The organism is Acidovorax sp. GW823-FHT01C06, from assembly GCF_058798375.1.
On the sequence record NZ_JBXAKN010000006.1, the window covers coordinates 282888 to 301974 of the forward strand.

The following is a 19087-nucleotide window of genomic DNA, read 5'->3' on the forward strand; positions in this document are numbered from 1 at the left end:
GTAATCGGCATGTAACCGCTTCGTGTGAGAATTGAAATTCGATTACATACCCACAGAAAGAGACAAGCCCATGCCTACCCGCCGCGCCACCAAGATTGTTGCCACCCTGGGCCCCGCATCGAGCGACCCGGCACTGCTGGAGGCCATGATCCGCGCGGGGGTGAACGTGGTGCGGCTGAACTTCAGCCACGGCAAGGCGCAGGACCACATCGACCGCGCCGCGACGGTGCGCGCCGCGGCCCAGCGCGCGGGCCGCGAAGTGGCCATCATGGCCGACCTGCAGGGCCCCAAGATCCGCGTGGGCAAGTTCGCGGAGGGCAAGGTGCAACTGGAATCGGGCGCCAAGTTCGTGCTCGACGCCTCGCGCACGGAGCTGGGCGACATCGACGGCGTGGGGCTGGACTACAAGGAACTGCCGCGCGACGTGAAGGCGGGCGATCTGCTGCTGCTCAACGACGGGCTGATCGTGCTCACCGTGGATGCGGTGCGCGGCGAAGAGGTGCACACCACCGTCAAGGTGGGCGGCGAGCTGTCCAACAACAAGGGCATCAACAAGAAGGGCGGGGGCCTCACGGCACCGGCCCTCACCGCCAAGGACATGGAAGACATCCGCACGGCCATGAGCTTCCAGGCCGACTATGTGGCGGTGAGCTTTCCCAAGAACGCGACCGACATGGAAATGGCGCGCCAGCTGTGCAACGTGGCCGCGTCCGAGTACCGCTACAAGCCGGGCCTGATCGCCAAGATCGAACGCGCCGAGGCCATCCCGCACCTGGAAGCCATCCTGCGCGTGAGCGACGGCATCATGGTGGCGCGCGGCGACCTGGCCGTGGAAGTGGGCAACGCGGCCGTGCCCGCCTTGCAAAAGAAGATGATCCGCATGGCGCGCGAACAGGACAAGGTCGTGATCACCGCCACGCAGATGATGGAAAGCATGATCACCAACCCCGTGCCCACGCGCGCCGAGGTGAGCGACGTGGCCAACGCCGTGCTGGACGGCACCGACGCCGTGATGCTGAGCGCCGAGACAGCCGCCGGCCGCTACCCGCTCGAGACGGTGGAAGAAATGGCCACCATCTGCGCGGCGGCCGAGGCGGCCGAAGACCACCAGCTCGACGCCGACTTCACCGGCCAGACCTTCGGCCGGATCGACCAGTCCATCGCCATGGGCGCGCTGTTCACGGCCCACCACCTGGGCGCCAAGGCCATCGTGGCCATGACCGACAGCGGCGCGACGGCACTGTGGATGAGCCGGCACAGCATCGACATTCCGATCTATGCGCTCACGCCCAAGGTCGCCACGCAGCGCAAGATGGCCATGTACCGCAACGTGCGCCCCTTGCTCATGGACACCAGCGCAGACCGCGACACGGCGCTGGAGCAGGCCGAGCGCCACCTCAAGAGCCGCAACATCGTGCAAAAGGGCGATGTCTACGCCATCACCTGCGGCGAGCCCATGGGCGCCCCCGGCGGCACCAACATGCTGAAGATCTGCGTGGCGAGTTGAGCGCGGCCGCCGGAGCGGCGACGCCGCCTCACCCTGCACCCGGCTTCACTGGGACGGGGCGCCGTGCCCTGGCAGGCCCTGCTCCCCGGCATCGGCCGGGCGGGGCCGCGCCAGTTTCTGAAACCCCAGGTCGCACAGCCAGCCCGACACCCAGCACAGCCAGCCTGTCCAGAGCGTGTGGCTCATGAAGTGCGCGCCGCGCACCTGCTGGGCGCCGCCCAGGACCAGGCCCGCCGCCACGGCCGCGGCCAGCCACCAGCGCGCCGCCGCGGGTTCCTTGCGGCGCAGCGCGAAGTAGCCGCCGATGAAGGCGAACCCGGCCGAGGCATGGCCCGCCGGAAAGCAGCGCCCGCCGCCGCCGTCGGCCACGCCCAGCGCCCAGTGGGACGCATAGCGCGCCACGCCGCCGAACTCCGCGAGGTCCCAGGGGCAGCTCGTGTCGCTCAGGTTCTTGGCGATGCTCACCACCGCGAGCGCCAGCAGCGCGCTCAGGGCCATCTGCAGGCGCTCGCCGGTATCGATGCGCCGCAGCACCCCGCGCGGCGGCCACCACACGCCCACCACGAGCAGCAGCACCAGCAGCCACGCCAGGCGGCGTGCGCCTTCATGGAGCACGTGCACGAAGAACCACTGCTCCCGCAGGGGGAATCCCGTGGCCGAGCCAAATGCACGGGCGAGCGGAATGTCTTGCCCCCCCGCGTCCCAGGCCACCACGGCGGCCAGCAGGCCGAGTGTCCACAGGAGCAGGAATCGATGGCGGGCCGGGAAGGGATGGGGATGGGAAGGCGAAGATGGCATGCCCGGACCATAGAAGGCCGCACTTAACACCGCCTTAATGGCGGGCAGCGGCTGGTCCGGGGGCGCCGGGCCCGGCGACAATCGCCGCATGCGAATACTCGTTGTCGAAGACGATGCCGGCATCGCCAGCGGGCTGCGTGCCAACCTGCACCAGCGCGGCTACGCGGTGGACGTGTGCGATGGCGTGGCCAGTGCGTGGAGCGCGCTGCGCGCCGAGCGCTTTGATGCCGTGCTGCTGGACCTGGGGCTGGCCGACGGAGACGGCGGCGAATTGCTCCGGCGGCTGCGGCTGAGCCCGGCCCCGGGCGCTGCCGCCGCGGCTCCGGGGCTGCCCGATCCGTCCACCCCCGTGCTCATCGTCACCGCCCGTGACCAGGTGCACCAGCGCATCGCGGGGCTGGACCAGGGCGCCGACGACTACCTGGCCAAGCCCTTCGATATCGATGAGCTGGACGCGCGCCTGCGGGCCCTGCTGCGCCGGGCCGCCGGCCGGGCGTCCCCCACCATCCGCTACGCAGACATCGAAATGGACCCCGCTGCGCGGACTGTCCACCAGGGCGGCAAGGCGGTGGAGATGTCGCCGCGGGAGTTTTCGGTGCTGCTGGTGCTGCTGGAAGCGCGGGGGCGCGTGCTCTCGCGCCAGCAGATCGAAGAGCGCCTGTACAGCTGGGACGCGGCCATCGAGAGCAACGCGGTGGAGGTCCACATCCACCACCTGCGCCGCAAGCTGGGCAGCGCGTGCATCCAGACCATGCGCGGCGTGGGCTATTTCATGCCCCAGGAGCCCGCGGAATGAGTGATTCTCCTGCGGCCTCTGCGGCCTCTGCGGCCTCTGCGGCCTCTGCGGCCCGTGTTCGCCGGCCGTCCCTGACGCGCCAGCTGCTGCTGTGGTGCCTTGGAGCGCTGGCGCTGGTGTGGGGCAGCTTCGTGTTCATCGGCTACCAGACGGGGGTGCACGAGGCGGACGAACTGACCGACGGGCACCTGGCCAGCGTGGCCGCCCTGCTGCTGAACCTGCGTGCGACCGAGGCCGCCGAGGGGCCGCAGGTCACCCAGCGCGCCCCCACGCCCTGGCTCAAGTCGCACGACTACCAGCAGTCCCTCAGCGTCGTGCAGTGGGACGCGCAGGGCCGCATGCTCCATCACAGCGGCACCGCGCCGGCGCCGGCCTTTGGCGAGGTCGAGGGATTCGCCAACATGGCGCTCGGGCCGGACGGGACGGTGTGGCGCAGCTTCTCGCAATGGGACGCCGCGCGGATGCGCAAGATCATGGTGCTGCTGGAGCTGCGCGAGCGCGATGAACTCGCGCAGGACATCGCCGAGCAGATGATCGAGCCCGGCCTCTGGCTGCTTCCCGTGGTGTCGCTCGCGCTGGGCCTGGCCCTGTGGCGGGGTTTGCGGCCGCTGTATGCCCTGTCGGCCGACGTGGCCGCCCTCGACCCCGCCAGCGCGCCGCGCCTGGCCTCGCGCCATGCGTGGAGCGAATTCGAGTCGGTGGTCGCCTCCATCAACACCTTGCTGGACCGCCAGCAGGCGGCGCTGGTGCGCGAGCGGCGGCTGGCCAACGAAGTCGCCCACGAGCTGCGCACGCCGCTGTCCTCCATCGCGCTGCAGGCCAGCGCCCTGGCCGGAGACCTGGAGGCCGGTGCCAGGGCGCAGGCCATCGCGCGCATCGGCCAGGATGCCCTGCGGGCCGGCCATGTGCTCAACCAGCTGCTGGCCCTGGCCCGCGCGAGCCGGGCTGAGCTGCACGAGGCCAAGGCGCCGGTGGACCTGTGCGCCGTGGCCCGCCAGGTCTGCGCCGACTACGCGCAGGCGGCGTGGCAGCGGGGCGACGACATGGCGCTGTCGGCCCCGCCGGAGCTCTGGGTGTCCGGGCATGTGCTGCTGCTGGACATCGCCGCGCGCAATCTGGTGGAAAACGCGCTCAAGCACACGCCGCAAGGCACGCACATCGCGGTGCAGGTGGGGGCGTCTGACGGGGCGGGTGCATGGCTGCAGGTGTGCGACGACGGCGCCCGGCGCCCTGGCGATGCTCCCGCCTCCGGGGGAGCGAGGGGCACCTCCGACAGCCTGCACCTGGGCCACGAGATACTGCGGCGGGTGGCGGACATCCACGGCGGCCAGTTCGGCGCGGCACCGGCCTCCGCGCCCTTTACCACCTGTTTCCGGTTGGATTTGCCCCTGCCGCCGTCCGCGCCCCCCGGTTAAAATCACGGGTTACCAAGCGGTTACCACCGCACTGCCAGGCTGACAGCGCCTTCCTCCAACCTTCAACGGACCCTACGACCATGCCCCTCGTTTCGATGCGCGAACTGCTCGACCATGCCGCCGCCCACAGCTACGGCATCCCTGCCTTCAACGTCAACAACCTGGAACAGGTCCAGGCCGTGATGGCCGCCGCCGACGAAGTGGGCGCGCCGGTCATCCTGCAGGCCAGCGCTGGCGCGCGCAAGTACGCGGGCGAGCCTTTCATCAAGCACCTGATCCAGGCCGCCGTCGAGGCCTTCCCGCACATCCCCCTGGTGATGCACCAGGACCACGGCACCTCGCCCAAGGTGTGCGCCGGCGCCATCGACCTGGGCTTTGGCTCGGTCATGATGGACGGATCCCTGATGGAAGACGGCAAGACGCCGGCATCGTTCGAGTACAACGTCGACGTGACGCGCAAGGTCGTGGAGATGGCCCACAAGGTGGGTGTCACGGTCGAAGGCGAGCTGGGCTGCCTGGGCAACCTGGAAACCGGCGAGGCTGGCGAGGAAGACGGCATCGGCGCCGAAGGCAAGCTGGACCACAGCCAGATGCTGACCGACCCCGAGGAAGCCGCCGTGTTCGTCAAGGCCACCCAGCTCGACGCGCTGGCCATCGCCATCGGCACCAGCCATGGCGCGTACAAGTTCAGCCGCAAGCCCACCGGCGACATCCTGGCCATCAGCCGGGTCAAGGAAATCCACAAGCGCATTCCCAACACCCACCTGGTGATGCATGGCTCCTCGTCGGTGCCCGCCGAACTGCTGGCCATCATCAACCAGTACGGCGGCAAGATGAAGGAAACCTACGGGGTGCCGGTCGAGGAGATCCAGGAAGCCATCAAGTTCGGCGTGCGCAAGATCAACATCGACACCGACATCCGCCTGGCCATGACCGGCGCGGTGCGCAAGTTCCTGGCCGAGAACCCCGACAAGTTCGATGCCCGCGAATGGCTCAAGCCCGCCCGCGAGGCCGCCAAGCAGGTGTGCAAGCAGCGTTACCTGGAGTTCGGCTGCGAAGGCCAGGGCAGCAAGATCAAGGGCCTGAGCCTGCAGGCCGTGGCGGCCCAGTACGCCGCGGGTACGCTGGCGCAAGTGGTGAACTGATCGTTGGCACGAGGCCCTGCGGGGCCGCTGCCCAGCCTGGTTGCGTTGTGCTGCCAGGCTTTTTTTTGCCTGTCTGCATGCAGAGACTGGGGAGTTCCCTCTACAGCAGACAAAGGTGACAGCGACAAGATCTTCTTCATGTAAGCTCGCGGTCAGCTTGCCCACCGGCAGCGCCGCAAGAAGTGTCCGATACCAGGGCGCGTTCAACACATTTCTCACCAGCTACACCGAGCTGGTTGTTGCATGGCAGAAGCCGTCGATGGACGGACTCGGGTGCCGTGGGATGATTGAAGGCGAATTCGTATGAACCTTTCTCTATGACTCTGACAATTTCAAAGTTCCGGCGGCTGTTGCCTGTGTTGGCTGTGACGGTGTTCACGGTGGCGTGCGCGCCCCTGACCGTTCCCCCCAAGTCCGAATATCCCGTCGGCCGGGCCCGTCTGGTGTTGCCGCCGGGGGCGTGGCAAGACCTGGGCACTTCCGAAGAAGCCATGTCCGGTCCCGCAGGCCGTACCCCGCTCCAGACCCGTGCGGTGGGGCTGCGGGGTGCGCAAGGTGAATGGCTGGCCGCGCTGCGGGTGCAGACCAACCGCACGGGCGACCTGCGTGGGTCTCCGCAAGGGGTGGGGTACTGCCCGCCGCAACAGGACGTCGTGGTCAAGGATCCCGCGGACGGCAGCCCCGTGCGCGCCGATTGCCTGCGCTTCAAGCTTTGGGCCAGCAGTCCCAGGTGGCTCGAAAAGAACCGGCCCGATCTGGTCCAGTGGATGGCCAGCCGCCAGATCGCGCTGAGCACTCCCTACGCGCATGTGGGCTACCGCTACGTCACCGAAGCGGGTGTCTGGGTGGCGGTGGATGCCCTGGTGGACCAGCGGCTGCTCAGCGTCCGGCCGCGCAGCAACGAAGAATTCCTGACCGCGGGCCTGCCCCTCCAGCAGTGGGCCCATGACCTGGCCCAGGCCGTGCGCCTGAGCGCCGGCATGATGGATGGCCACCTGGCCATTCCGCCGTTCCCGTTTCCCGCGCCCCCTTCCAGACGCTAGCGCGCCAGCCCTCCCCTGCCTGGCGGCCTTGCATAACGATTACGAAACTCGAGGAGACCTCTGATGCAGACAAGCCCCGTCCCGCAGCCGCAGCGCATTGGCGTGCCAAGGGAAACTTTCCCTGGCGAAAAGCGCGTGGCCACCGTGCCCGATGTGGTGGAGAAGCTGATCAAGCTGGGCTTCGCGGTTGCCGTGGAGTCGGGGGCAGGGGAGGCCGCCAACTTCAGCGACGACGCCTACCGTGCCGCCGGGGCCCAGATCGTGGGCGACGCTGCCGCGCTGTGGGCTGCATCGGACATCGTCTTCAAGGTGCGCCCGCCCAGCAGCGAGGAAGTGGCGCTGATGCGCGAGGGCACGACGCTCATCGACTTCATCTGGCCCGCCCAGAACCCCGAGCTCATGCAGCAGCTGGCGGCACGCAAGGCCACGGTGCTGGCCATCGACTGCCTGCCGCGCACGCTCTCGCGCGCCCAGAAGATGGATGCGCTGACCTCCACCGCAGGCGTCAGTGGCTACCGCGCCGTCATCGAGGCGGCCAACGCCTTTGGCCGTTTCTTCAATGGCCAGATCACGGCGGCAGGCAAGGTGCCGCCGGCCAAGGTGTTCATCGCGGGCGCTGGCGTGGCGGGTCTTGCGGCCATTGGCACGGCGGCCAACCTGGGCGCCATCGTGCGCGCCAACGACACACGTGCCGAGGTGGCGGACCAGGTCAAGTCGCTGGGCGGTGAGTTCGTCAAGGTGGACTACGAGGAAGAAGGCTCGGGCGGCGGCGGTTACGCCAAGGTCATGAGCGAGGGCTTCCAGGCTGCGCAGCGCAAGATGTACGCCGACCAGGCCAAGGATGCGGACATCATCATCACCACCGCGCTGATCCCCGGCAAGCCCGCGCCCAAGCTCATCACGGCCGAGATGGTGCAGAGCATGAAGCCCGGCAGCGTGATCGTGGACATGGCCGCCGAGCAGGGCGGCAACTGCGAACTGACCGTGCCCGGCCAGGCAGTGGTGCGCCATGGCGTGACCATCGTCGGCTACACCGACCTGGCCTCGCGCCTGGCCAAGCAGTCGTCCACGCTGTACGCCACCAACCTGCTGCGCCTGACGGAAGAGCTGTGCAAGGCCAAGGACGGCGTGGCCGTGGTCAACATGGAGGACGACGCGATCCGCGGCCTCACCGTGGTCAAGGATGGGGCGATCACCTGGCCTGCGCCACCGCTCAAGCAGGCCCCTGTGCCGGCACCCAAGGCCGCAGCGGCTCCTGTGGCCGCCAAGAAATCCAGCCATGGCCCGGGCGCACCGATGTCCGCCAAGACGCTGACCATCGTTTTTGCCGTGCTGGCCGTGCTGTTCTGGGCCATCGGCGCCTATGCGCCCGTGGCCTTCCTGGGGCACTTCACGGTGTTCGTGCTGGCCTGCTTCATCGGCTACATGGTGGTGTGGAATGTCACGCCCGCGCTGCACACGCCACTGATGAGCGTGACCAACGCCATCTCCAGCATCATCGCCATCGGCGCGCTGGTGCAGATCGCGCCGCCCGATGCGGGTGTCAACGGGCGCCCGGACGGGCTCATCCTGTGGCTGGCGTTTGCCGCGCTGGTGCTCACGGCCGTCAACATGTTCGGCGGCTTTGCGGTGACGCGCCGCATGCTGGCCATGTTCCGCAAGTAACTCCATCACAACAAGAACACGAGGAGCACAGAACATGTCCCCAAGTCTCGCCACCGTTGCCTACCTGGGTGCGGCCATTTTGTTCATCCTGAGCCTGGGCGGGCTCTCCAACCCCGAAACCTCACGCCGGGGCAACCTGTTCGGCATGGTCGGCATGGCGCTGGCCGTGCTGGCCACGGTGTTCGGCCCGCGCGTCAGCCCCGCAGGGGTGGCCTGGATCGTCGGCGCGCTGGTCGTTGGCGGCGGCATCGGCCTGTATGCCGCCAAGGTCGTCAAGATGACCCAGATGCCCGAGCTCGTCGCGCTCATGCACAGCCTGGTGGGCCTGGCGGCCTGTCTGGTGGGGTTTGCGAGTTACGTCGATACCTCGATCCAGCTGCAGGGCGCGGAGAAGATCATTCATGAGGTGGAGATCTATGTCGGCATCCTGATCGGCGCGGTCACGTTCAGCGGATCGCTGATCGCCTTTGGCAAGCTCAACGGCAAGATCGGTGGCAAGCCGCTGCTGCTGCCCGGCCGCCACTGGATGAACCTGGCCGCGCTGCTGGTCGTGATCTGGTTTGGCCGTGAGTTCCTGCGCGCCGAGACCATCGAACAGGGCATGGTGCCGCTGATGGTGATGACGGCGATCGCGCTGCTGTTCGGCATCCACATGGTGATGGCCATCGGCGGCGCGGACATGCCGGTGGTGGTGTCCATGCTCAACAGCTACTCGGGCTGGGCAGCGGCGGCCACGGGCTTCATGCTCTCCAACGACCTGCTCATCGTCACGGGCGCGCTGGTGGGCTCTTCGGGTGCCATCCTGTCCTACATCATGTGCAACGCGATGAACCGCAACTTCATCAGCGTGATCGCGGGCGGCTTTGGCTCGGGCGCTGGCACGCCCGCCAAGAAGGGCGAGGCTGCCGAGCCGCAAGGCGAGGCCGTGCCCGTCAGCTCCGCCGAGACGGCCGAGCTGCTGCGCGATGCCAAGAGCGTCATCATCGTGCCCGGCTACGGCATGGCCGTGGCCCAGGCCCAGCACACGGTGTACGAGATCACCAAGACCCTGCGCGAAAAAGGCGTGGATGTGCGCTTTGCAATCCACCCCGTGGCGGGCCGCATGCCCGGCCACATGAACGTGCTGCTGGCCGAGGCCAAGGTGCCCTACGACATCGTGATGGAGATGGACGAGATCAACGAGGACTTTCCCAATGCCGACGTGGCCATGGTCATCGGCGCCAACGACATCGTGAACCCGAGCGCGCTGGACGACCCGTCCAGCCCCATCGCCGGCATGCCGGTGCTGGAAGTGTGGAAGGCCAAGACCTCGATCGTGATGAAACGCTCCATGGCCTCGGGCTATGCGGGCGTGGACAACCCCCTGTTCTACAAGGACAACAACCGCATGCTGTTTGGCGACGCCAAGAAAATGCTCGACGAAGTTCTTTCCGCGCTCAAGGGGTGACGGGCATAATTCCACCGCGAAAAAAGCACGACCGTGCTGAAAAAATCAGCACGGTCTCACGGCCTCAATAAAACTTATCAGGAGACAAAAAATGACGAATCGCCCCTGGCTGGCTGCCTATCCGCAAGGCGTCCCCGCAGACATCGACACCGCGCAATACCCGTCGCTGGTGGCCCTCATGGACGAGGCGTTCACCAAGTACGCGGGCCGCGTGGCCTACAGCTTCATGGGCAAGGAAGTGACCTATGCCCAGACCGACTCCCTGAGCAGTGCGTTCGCGGCCTACCTGCAGGGCCTGGGCCTGGTCAAGGGCGACCGCGTGGCCATCATGATGCCCAACGTGCCGCAGTACCCCGTGACGGTGGCGGCCATCCTGCGCGCGGGCTTCGTGGTGGTCAACGTGAACCCGCTGTACACCCCGCGCGAGCTGGAGCACCAGCTCAAGGATTCGGGCGCCAAGGCCATCGTCATCATCGAGAACTTCGCCACCACGCTGCAAAGCTGCATTGCCAACACGCCCGTCAAGCATGTGGTGCTGTGCGCCATGGGCGACCAGCTGGGCCTGCTCAAGGGCGCGCTCGTCAACTACGTGGTGCGCAACGTCAAGAAGATGGTGCCCGCCTACAACCTGCCGGGCGCCGTGCGCTTCAATGACGCCGTGGCCCAGGGCACGCGCGGCACCCTCAAGAAGCCCGACATCCGGCCCGACGACATCGCGCTGCTGCAATACACCGGCGGCACCACCGGCGTGAGCAAGGGCGCGGTGCTGCTGCACCGCAATGTGATCGCCAACGTGCTGCAGTCCGAGGCATGGAACGACCCGGTGATGAAGAAGGTGCCCGCGGGCGAGCAGCAGACCAGCATCTGCGCGCTGCCGCTGTACCACATCTTCGCGTTCACCGTGAACATGATGCTGAGCATGCGCACGGGCGGCAAGACCATCCTGATCCCCAATCCGCGCGACCTGCCTGCCGTGCTCAAGGAGCTGTCCAAGCACACCTTCCACAGCTTCCCGGCCGTGAACACGCTGTTCAACGGCCTGGCCAACCATCCCGACTTCAACACCGTCAACTGGAAGAACCTCAAGGTCTCGGTGGGCGGCGGCATGGCCGTGCAGGGCGCCGTGGCCAAGCTGTGGCTGGAGAAGACCGGCTGCCCCATCTGCGAGGGCTATGGCCTGTCGGAGACCAGCCCCTCGGTCAGCTGCAACCCCGTGACCGCCAAGGAGTTCACCGGCACCATTGGCGTGCCGCTCCCTGGCACCCTGATGAAGCTGCTCGACGACGACGGCCGCGAGGTGACCACCCTCGGCCAGCCCGGCGAAATCGCGATCAAGGGCCCGCAGGTGATGGCCGGCTACTGGCAGCGCCCCGATGAAACCGCCAAGGTCATGACCGACGACGGCTTCTTCAAGTCCGGCGACATCGGCGTCATGGACGAGCGCGGCTTCTTCAAGATCGTGGACCGCAAGAAGGACATGGTGCTCGTCAGCGGCTTCAACGTCTACCCCAACGAGGTCGAAGAAGTCGTGGCCAACTGCCCCGGCGTGCTCGAATGCGCCGTGGTGGGCGTGCCCGACGAGAAGACCGGCGAGGCCGTCAAGCTCGTGATCGTCAAGAAGGACCCCGCGCTCACCGAAGCGCAGGTCAAGGAGTTCTGCCGCGCCGAACTCACCGGCTACAAGCAGCCCAAGGTCATCGAGTTCCGCACCGAGCTGCCCAAGACCCCCGTGGGCAAGATCCTGCGCCGCGAGCTGCGCGACAAGAAATGACCATCCCCCTGAGCCGCTTCGCGGCTTCCCCCTTCTCTCGGCTCGCGCCGGGAAGGGGGACGACGCCAGCGGCCTGGCGAAGCCAGTTCCACGGCGTCCGCTGGTATGGGACGTGTCGGTTTCGTAGGCCATGACCACCGCCATCCTCAGCGCCTTGCCCGAAGAGCAAAGCTCGCTGGTCCAGCACCTGTCGCACCCCCAGCGCCTGGTGCATGCCGGCCGTTTCTTCTGGCGCGGCGACCTGTGCGGCCGGCCGGTGGTGCTGGCGCTCTCGGGCATCGGCAAGGTGGCGGCGGCCACCACGGCCACGGCGCTCATCGAGCGCTTCGGCGTGGCGCGCATCGTCTTCACCGGCGTGGCGGGCGGTGTGGGCGATGGCGTGAACGTGGGCGACGTGGTGGTGGCGCAGGACTACCTCCAGCACGACATGGACGCCTCGCCCCTGTTCCCCCGCTGGGAGATCCCGGGTTACACGCGCAGCCGCCTGGCATGCGACACCGTATTGTCTGCTCTGCTTCTGGAAGCGGCCAGCGCTTGTGTATCAAGCACCAGCGGCCAATTTGGCTTGAAAACTGACGCAACAGATGCGTTGGAAGGTGTCTTGCACCGCGCACACCACGGCCTGGTGGCCAGCGGGGACCGCTTTGTTTCCGCAGCCGATGAAGCCCACCGCCTGCGCACCACGTTGCGCGACGCCGGCCACGACGTGCTGGCCGTGGAAATGGAAGGCGCCGCCGTCGCCCAGGTGTGCCACGACTACGGCATCCCCTTCGCCGCCGTGCGCACCATCTCCGACCGTGCCGACGACACCGCCCACGCGGACTTCCCCCTCTTCGTCACGACCGTGGCCAGCCGCTACGCCGAACACATGGTGCTGGCGTTTTTGCAAAAACTATGAAATTGATAGCTACTAGCGCTTGATGGATAAGCGTTAGAGGCCAATTTGAATCATATTCTGCGCTGCAGTGACCGCCAGTCCCGTCATCTGCCTGGCCCAGGTGTCGACAAGCTCAGCCCGAATGGGCAGGGGCTCGGATTCATGGGATCTGCTGCAGCGCCCGCAGCTACAAGTTCGACAGCTGCGCCGTGAAACCGGCGCACCCCAAATACCAGCGCCACCGTGGATCCGGCTTCGCCGGTCCACCGGAGGCGTCCCCCCTCGGGGGGGAAGGCGCGCAGCGCCACAGGGGGGCTACTTCAACCAGCCCCGCTTGCGGAAGTACCACATCGGCCCTACCGCGCTGGCGATCATCAGCAGGATGCCGTAGGCATACCCGTAGCTCCACTCCAGCTCGGGCATGAACTTGAAGTTCATGCCGTACACGCTGGCGATCAGCGTGGGTGGCAGCAGCGCCACGCTGGCCACCGAGAAGATCTTGATGATCTTGTTCTGGTTGATGTTGATGAAACCGACCGTGGCGTCCATCAGGAAGTTGATCTTGTCGAACAAAAACGCCGTGTGGTTGTCCAGCGACTCGATGTCGCGCAGGATCTGGCGGGCTTCCTCGAACTGCTCGGAGTTGAGCATCTTGCTGCGCATCATGAAGCTCACGGCGCGGCGGGTGTCCATCACGTTGCGGCGGATGCGGCCGTTCAAGTCTTCCTGGCGCGCGATGGCGGCCAGCACCTCGCCCGCGCGGGCGTCGGTCACGTCGCCGGCCAGCACCTGGGTGCTCACCTTTTCCAGCTCGTCGTAGATGCCTTCGAGCGTGTCGGCCGAGTATTCGGCGTCGGCGTCGAACAGCTTGAGCAGCACTTCCTTGGCGTCCTCGATGAGGCCAGGGGCCCGGCGCGCGCGCATGCGCAGCAGGCGGAACACCGGCACGTCCTCGTCGTGGATGGAGAACAGCACGCCCCGGCTCTTGAGGTTGGCGTTGTGCTGGTTCAGGATGAAGGCCACCCGCACCGAGCGCGGGTCTTCGTCGTCGTCGATCAGAAAGTCGCTGCGGATGTGCAGCTCGCCGTTGTCTTCTTCGTAGAAGCGGGCGGATTCCTCGATGTCCTCGTCCATCGCATCCTCGGGGATGGACAGGCCGTAATGCTGCTTGATCCAGCGCTTTTCTTCGAGGGTGGGGGCTTCCAGGTCCACCCAGATCGGCTGGAAGCGGGTCAGCTCTTCCAGGGACTCGATTTCTTCCTGGAACAGCCGGCCATTGGCGAGCGTGAAGATGTTGAGCATGGGCTCACTCCCTTGTTGTGTGGCATCTGCGGTGTGGGGGATCGGGTGCTTTCAACCCCACAGCAGGCAGGCCGGGGAGCTGAAAGCTACCAACTCGGGTAGGTTTCCAAGGAGCTTTCTCCGTAAAAAATGGACAGGCGGCGGATTATGGCACTGCCGCCGCGGCGGGCCCGTGGCAAAAGCCCGCGCCCGCCGTGGTCAGGTGGATGAAGCCTGGCGCACGATGGCCAGTGCCCGGCACAGGTCGGCCCAGGCGGCGGCCTTGGTCTCCTGCGAGCGCAGCAGGAAGGCGGGGTCGTAGGTCACCACGGCGGGGCACCCGCCCAGCGCGTGTGGCCCCGCGCGCAGGCGGCCCAGCGGTTCGGTGCGGCCCAGCGCCACGCGCGCCGCGACATGGCCCAGCACCAGCACCAGGGCGGGCTGCAGCGATGCCACGGTCTCGGCCAGCGTGGCCTGGATGTCCGCGCTCGCCTGCGTGCCGGGGGCGGGGCGCTCCAGCGCGGCCAGGAACACGCGGGGATGCCGGTGCAGTTGCATGGCGCGCAGCATGTTGTCGAGCAGGCGGCCTGCGTCGCCGCCCAGCGGGTCGTCGGGGGTGAGGCATTCGGCCACGATCAGCCAGCCCGGGCCCAGCCCGGCGGGCGCCTGCGCCGGATCGGCCAGGGGGTACAGCGGCTGGGGCGCGTGCAGCCTCAGGGCCGGGGCGACGGGGGCCGTCGCGGTGGAGAGGGTGGAGGGCGGCGTGTCCTGCGCTGGCGCCGGTGCCGCGCGCGCGGGCACCCGGGGCGGGGTGGGGGGCGCCGCGCGGTCGGGGGCGGCGGCCAGGGCTGTCGTGGCGGCCACCAGGGCGGGCCGCGCCGGTGGGCGATCGGTGCCGGGGGCCGCTGTGGCGCCCGCTGCTTGCGCGGCTGGCGCCGCCACCGCCACGGCCTGTGGCGGGCCCCACACGGTGACGCCCATTTCTTGCAGCATGGCGCGCTGTCGCGCATCGAGGTGGAGGCTCATACGGGCGGGGTGGGTGGTTCTTGCGGGTTACAGGGGCAGGCTCATGACCACGGCGTCTTCGCGCTGGCCCTCGGCCGCGGGGTAGTAGCGCTTGCGTTCGCCCACGCGGCGAAATCCGTGCGCCTGGTAGATGTGCTGAGCGCGCACGTTGCTCACGCGCACCTCCAGCCACAGCCACTGCGCACCCCGTCCGCGTGCCCACAGGGCCAGCGCATCGAGCAGCACCCGCGCCCAGCCCTGGCGCTGGAATTCGGGCGTGACGGTGATGTTGAGCAGGTGCACTTCGTCCACGCCCAGCATCGCCACGAAGTAGCCCAGCAGATGGTCGCCGGCCATGAGCAGCTGGGCCTGGTAGCCCGAGGCCAGCGCATCGGTGAAGTTGCCGCGCGTCCAGGGGTGCGAATAGGCGCGTTGCTCCACCGCCAGCACGGCGTCGAGCCGCGCGAGCGTGAGGGTTTCAAAGCGCGCTTCCAGGGCGCGGGCGGGCGGGGTGGGCAGGGCGCTCATGCGGTGGTGGCCAGGACAAGGTTCACTGGGACGCGCCAACCCCGGGTTCCTGCGGGTTGGCTGCCGCCTGGGCGGCGCGCAGGGCGGCACGTTCGGCGGTGGTTTGCGCCACTTTATCGCGGATATAGCGCGGCAGCGCATCGCGGGCTGGCACGCCGTGGCCGGCGGCCAGCAGCGCAGGGGCCAGGCGCAGCAGCGCGCCGGCCGTGGGCAGCGCGGCCACATGGGGGGCATCGGGCGCGAGCCGGTCGCCGTAGGGGGCCTGCGCATTGCCCGCCACCGTCCAGCCCGGGGGCGGCAGCACGGATTCCGGCGCGCCCAGTCCAAAGTCGGCGTCGGCCTGCCAGCGTGCCTCGGGGGCCCGCCATTCGCAGCGCGCGTGGTAGACCTCGTCCATGCGCGCGTCCAGCACCGCCACCACGCGCGTGCAGCCCTGCGCGTGGCGCGCCTCCTCGGCCACCGCGAGCAGGGTGTCCACGGGCAGCACCGGCACGCCGTGGCCCCCGCGCGCGCCAAACGCCAGCCCCTGGGCCACGGCGCAGGCGGTGCGCAGGCCGGTGAAGGACCCCGGCCCCCGGCCAAACACGATGGCCTCGAGCGTGTCGAACGACACGCCGGCCTGCGCCATCAGGCTGCGCACCGCCGGGATCAGGGTGGCCGATGCCTGCGCGCCCCCGGGGCCCGTGTGATGCCACACGGCATCGCCCTGCTGTACCGCGATGGAGAGGGTGTCGGTGCTGGTGTCGAAGGCAAGCAGATTCATGGGGCCTGGGGGTTTGCGCGGCAAAAGGAGGTCAGGAGGCGGTGTGGCCAGGGGCGGGCGTGGCGGTGGCGGCCGGGCCCGCCGGGCTCCTGCGCAGCACGCCCAGCAGGATACCGGCAGTCACCAGCAGCAGGCCGGCGACGAGGTTCCAGTACATCGGCTCGTCCAGGAACACCACGGCACCGATGGCCGAGAGGCCAGGCACCAGCGCCGTGATCATGGTGGAGCGCACGGGCCCATAGTGCTGGATCATGCGCGTGAAGCCGATGCCCGAGATCACCACCGAGCCGCCGCCCTGGAACACCATGTGAAAGACGATCTCGCTCCAGGGCGCCAGCGCCAGGTGGCTGGTGACGGCGCCCAGCGTGGTCAGCAGGGCATAGCCGGGCACATAGACCAGGCAGGCAAACGCCGTGATCGCGATGGTGGCCTGCACGGCGTCCACCGCGTGGCGCCGGGCCAGCACGCTGTAGGTGGCCCAGCTCGCGGCCGCCATCATGAAGAGCAGGTCGCCCTTCCACACGTCGCCCCCCGAGAAGGCCGCCAGCAGGCTGCGGCCGCCCACCAGCAGGTCGCCCGCCACGATGAAGGCCAGGCCCGCGGCACGCAGCGGGGTGATGTGGTCGCGCAGCAGCGCGGCGGCCAGCAGCGCCGTCCACAGCGGCAGGCTGCCCGGCATCAGCACGGCCGCGTGGGTGGCGGGCGCATGGAAGAACCCCGCGTAGGCCAGCATGGCGTACAGCAGCCCGCCGAAGATGCCCAGCAGGGCCGTGGTGCGCAGCGGCAGGGGCGAGATGCCCGCCAGGCTGGAGGGCGGGGCGGACGCGCCCTGCGCCGCCGTGCGCCGCCGCACCATCCACCAGCCCCAGGGCAGCAGCACCAGGCTGGCGCCGGTGATGCGCAGCAGCGCGATGTCGAACGGGGTGAGCGTGCGCTGGGCCGAGGCGCGGGCAATGACGATGAAGCCTGTCCAGATGGTGACGGTCACGACCGCCGCCAGCAGGCCCATGGCACGAGGAGAAAAGCGCATCGGGGGATTATCGGTGCCTGCCGCCGCCAGCGCTGGCGCGCGGCTTGCCGGCGGGGCCGGGGCAGAGGCCGCCCCTGGCGCCGGGCGATAGACTTCCGCCATGTTTTCTCTTCCTGTTGCCTGGCGCTGGAATGCGCTGCGGGATGCCGTGCGCTGCTGCGCGGCATCGCTTGTCCTGGCGGGGGCCGCCGGCGCCGCCGGGGCGCAGTCCGCCACCCCCGCACCCATTTCGTTGCCCCCGGAAGTCGAGGCGGCCCTGCAGCGCGCCAGGCTGCCGCGCGAGGCGCTGTCGGTGGTGGTCGTGGATGCCCAGGGCGGGCGCGCTGCGGCGCGCCTTTCGCACCGCGCGCAGGCCCAGGTCAACCCGGCGTCGGTGATGAAGCTGGTAACCACTTACGCGGCGCTGGAGCAGCTGGGCCCCGCCTATGTGTGGAACACCCCGGTCTACGTGCAGGGCACGGTGCAGGAGGGCAGCCTGCGCGGCAATGTCTACATCCAGGGCCAGGGCGACCCCAAGCTCGTCATGGAGCGCCTGTGGCTGCTGATGCGGCGCCTGCAGGGCCAGGGCATCCAGGTCATCGTGGGCGACATCGTGCTCGACCGCACCGCCTTCGATGTGCCCGACCACGACCCGGCGCGCTTTGACGGCGAGCCCCTGCGCCCGTACAACGCCGCGCCCGACGCGCTGCTGCTCAACTACAAGTCCTCGGTGATGACCTTCGTGCCCGACGCCGCCGGCGGGCTGGCCCGCATCCAGTACGACCCGCCCCTGGCGGGCGTGTCGCGCCAGCCCACCGTGGCGCTGGCGGCGCCGGGCACCGAGTGCGGAGACTGGCGTGGCGCCCTGCGCGCGGAGCTGGCCGACCCCGCCAAGGTGGTCTTCCAGGGGGTGTACCCGGCCGCCTGCGGCGAACGCGTGTGGCCCGTGGCGGCGGCCGACCCGCGCGGCTTTGCGGCGCGCGCGGTGGAAGGCATGTGGCGCGAACTGGGCGGCAAGCTCACGGGCAGCGTGCGCGAGGGCAAGGTGCCGGCCGGCCTGAAGCCCGCCTTCGTGGCCACCTCGCCCCCCCTGGCCGAGGTGGTGCGCGATGTGAACAAATACAGCAACAACGTGATGGCGCAGCATGTCTTCCTCACGCTGGCATTGCAAAGGAACGGTGTGGCCACCTTCGACGGTGCCCGCGAGGCCCTGCGCCAGTGGTGGCTCGCGCGCATGGGCGATGCGGAACTGCCCCTGGCCGACAACGGCGCGGGCCTGAGCCGGGACGCCCGCCTGACCGCGCAGGCGCTGGCGCGCATGCTGCAGGTGGCCTGGGCCTCGCCCGTGATGCCGGAGCTCGTGGCCTCGCTGCCCATCTCCGGCGTGGACGGCACGCTGCGCCGCAGCCAGAGCCGCGCGGGCGTGGCCCACCTCAAGACGGGCAGCCTGCGCGACGTGATGGCCGTGGCGGGCTACGTGCACGCGGCCAGCGGCCGGCGCTATGTGCTGGTGGCGGTCGTCAACCATGCCAATGCCGGCGCAGCGCGGCCCGTGCTGGACAGCCTGGTCGACTGGGCGGCGCGTGACCAGTGAATAATCCGGCGTTGCCCCGGCCCCGCGCGCCCGGGCCTTCGCTTCGAACAGGTTTCCGGAACCACCGCCCCATGCCCACGACCGAGCTCATCGGCTACCTTGCCGCCGCCATGACCACCTGCAGCTTCGTGCCGCAGGCGCTGCACACCTTCCGCACGCGGGATGTCCGCGGCATTTCGCTGGGCATGTACAGCGTGTTCACGGCGGGCGTGGCGCTGTGGCTGGTCTATGGGCTGACCCTGGCGGCCTGGCCCATCGTGGTGGCCAATGCCATCACGCTCGCGCTGGCGGGGACGATCCTGGGAATGAAGGTGGCCTACGGGGCAGGCGGGCACTGACCGCCGGCCCGTGGCGGCACGCTGTCGCCTAGCTGTTGATTCTCAGGAGGTTGTTCATGGCCGGAATGCGGCTCATGGGCGGCTGATGGCTGAGAGCGGAGTGTG

The 19087-nt window shown here is 68.7% G+C and carries 17 protein-coding genes; 11 read left to right on the forward strand and 6 right to left on the reverse strand.

What is annotated here, in order from left to right:
• Positions 1 to 70 precede the first annotated feature (70 nt).
• Positions 71 to 1507: a pyruvate kinase gene (gene pyk / locus AC1RCS_RS15095; protein WP_492245256.1), complete on the forward strand. Its 1437-nt coding sequence runs from the start codon at positions 71 to 73 to the stop codon at positions 1505 to 1507.
• Between the two features lie 45 nt (positions 1508 to 1552).
• Here pyk and AC1RCS_RS15100 read toward each other — a convergent pair whose 3' ends face one another.
• The gene (locus tag AC1RCS_RS15100; RefSeq protein WP_369643644.1) at positions 1553 to 2305 is read right to left on the reverse strand and encodes a phosphatase PAP2 family protein; all 753 of its coding nucleotides are present in this window, start codon (positions 2303 to 2305) and stop codon (positions 1553 to 1555) included.
• 88 nt (positions 2306 to 2393) lie between these two features.
• Here AC1RCS_RS15100 and AC1RCS_RS15105 point away from each other — a divergent pair, with 88 nt between their 5' ends.
• From AC1RCS_RS15105 to AC1RCS_RS15140, 8 genes are all read left to right on the forward strand, one after another.
• Positions 2394 to 3101, forward strand: a complete 708-nt coding sequence (locus AC1RCS_RS15105; RefSeq protein WP_218297884.1) for a response regulator transcription factor — start codon at positions 2394 to 2396, stop codon at positions 3099 to 3101.
• Entirely contained in the window at positions 3098 to 4516 is a 1419-nt protein-coding gene (locus AC1RCS_RS15110; RefSeq protein WP_492245257.1) for a histidine kinase dimerization/phospho-acceptor domain-containing protein, read from the forward strand. The genes AC1RCS_RS15105 and AC1RCS_RS15110 overlap by 4 nt, the downstream gene beginning before the upstream one ends.
• A gap of 80 nt (positions 4517 to 4596) precedes the next feature.
• Positions 4597 to 5661, forward strand: a complete 1065-nt coding sequence (gene fba / locus AC1RCS_RS15115) for a class II fructose-bisphosphate aldolase (protein WP_218341778.1) — start codon at positions 4597 to 4599, stop codon at positions 5659 to 5661.
• A 491-nt stretch (positions 5662 to 6152) separates the two neighbouring features.
• Positions 6153 to 6704 carry a hypothetical protein gene (locus tag AC1RCS_RS15120; RefSeq protein WP_255591903.1) on the forward strand — a complete coding sequence of 184 codons (552 nt, stop codon included), beginning with the start codon at positions 6153 to 6155 and terminating at the stop codon, positions 6702 to 6704.
• Between the two features lie 63 nt (positions 6705 to 6767).
• A complete protein-coding gene (locus AC1RCS_RS15125) occupies positions 6768 to 8369 on the forward strand; it encodes a Re/Si-specific NAD(P)(+) transhydrogenase subunit alpha (protein WP_492245258.1) in 1602 nt (533 codons plus the stop codon).
• 34 nt (positions 8370 to 8403) lie between these two features.
• Positions 8404 to 9816 carry a Re/Si-specific NAD(P)(+) transhydrogenase subunit beta gene (gene pntB, locus AC1RCS_RS15130; RefSeq protein WP_492245259.1) on the forward strand — a complete coding sequence of 471 codons (1413 nt, stop codon included), beginning with the start codon at positions 8404 to 8406 and terminating at the stop codon, positions 9814 to 9816.
• A 91-nt stretch (positions 9817 to 9907) separates the two neighbouring features.
• The gene (locus AC1RCS_RS15135; RefSeq protein WP_218297878.1) at positions 9908 to 11587 is read left to right on the forward strand and encodes a long-chain-fatty-acid--CoA ligase; all 1680 of its coding nucleotides are present in this window, start codon (positions 9908 to 9910) and stop codon (positions 11585 to 11587) included.
• A gap of 130 nt (positions 11588 to 11717) precedes the next feature.
• Entirely contained in the window at positions 11718 to 12485 is a 768-nt protein-coding gene (locus AC1RCS_RS15140) for a 5'-methylthioadenosine/adenosylhomocysteine nucleosidase (RefSeq protein ID WP_492245260.1), read from the forward strand.
• 294 nt (positions 12486 to 12779) lie between these two features.
• On the opposite strand, the gene corA is transcribed toward AC1RCS_RS15140, so the two are convergent.
• The 5 genes from corA to AC1RCS_RS15165 form a co-directional block, all read right to left on the reverse strand.
• A complete protein-coding gene (corA, locus tag AC1RCS_RS15145) occupies positions 12780 to 13766 on the reverse strand; it encodes a magnesium/cobalt transporter CorA (protein WP_218297876.1) in 987 nt (328 codons plus the stop codon).
• A 198-nt stretch (positions 13767 to 13964) separates the two neighbouring features.
• The gene (locus tag AC1RCS_RS15150; protein WP_218297875.1) at positions 13965 to 14771 is read right to left on the reverse strand and encodes a uracil-DNA glycosylase family protein; all 807 of its coding nucleotides are present in this window, start codon (positions 14769 to 14771) and stop codon (positions 13965 to 13967) included.
• 27 nt (positions 14772 to 14798) lie between these two features.
• Entirely contained in the window at positions 14799 to 15278 is a 480-nt protein-coding gene (gene rimI, locus AC1RCS_RS15155) for a ribosomal protein S18-alanine N-acetyltransferase (RefSeq protein WP_492245261.1), read from the reverse strand.
• A 22-nt stretch (positions 15279 to 15300) separates the two neighbouring features.
• Positions 15301 to 16041 carry a tRNA (adenosine(37)-N6)-threonylcarbamoyltransferase complex dimerization subunit type 1 TsaB gene (gene tsaB / locus AC1RCS_RS15160; RefSeq protein ID WP_218297873.1) on the reverse strand — a complete coding sequence of 247 codons (741 nt, stop codon included), beginning with the start codon at positions 16039 to 16041 and terminating at the stop codon, positions 15301 to 15303.
• Positions 16042 to 16072: 31 nt separating this feature from the next.
• A complete protein-coding gene (locus AC1RCS_RS15165; protein ID WP_492245262.1) occupies positions 16073 to 17071 on the reverse strand; it encodes a DMT family transporter in 999 nt (332 codons plus the stop codon).
• 100 nt (positions 17072 to 17171) lie between these two features.
• On the opposite strand from AC1RCS_RS15165, the gene dacB reads away from it, so the two are divergent.
• Together dacB and AC1RCS_RS15175 are read left to right on the forward strand one after the other, a co-directional pair.
• Entirely contained in the window at positions 17172 to 18644 is a 1473-nt protein-coding gene (gene dacB, locus AC1RCS_RS15170; protein WP_492245263.1) for a D-alanyl-D-alanine carboxypeptidase/D-alanyl-D-alanine endopeptidase, read from the forward strand.
• A gap of 71 nt (positions 18645 to 18715) precedes the next feature.
• On the forward strand, positions 18716 to 18982 hold the full coding sequence (locus tag AC1RCS_RS15175; RefSeq protein WP_492245264.1) for a SemiSWEET transporter: 267 nt from the start codon (positions 18716 to 18718) through the stop codon (positions 18980 to 18982).
• Positions 18983 to 19087: the final 105 nt, after the last annotated feature.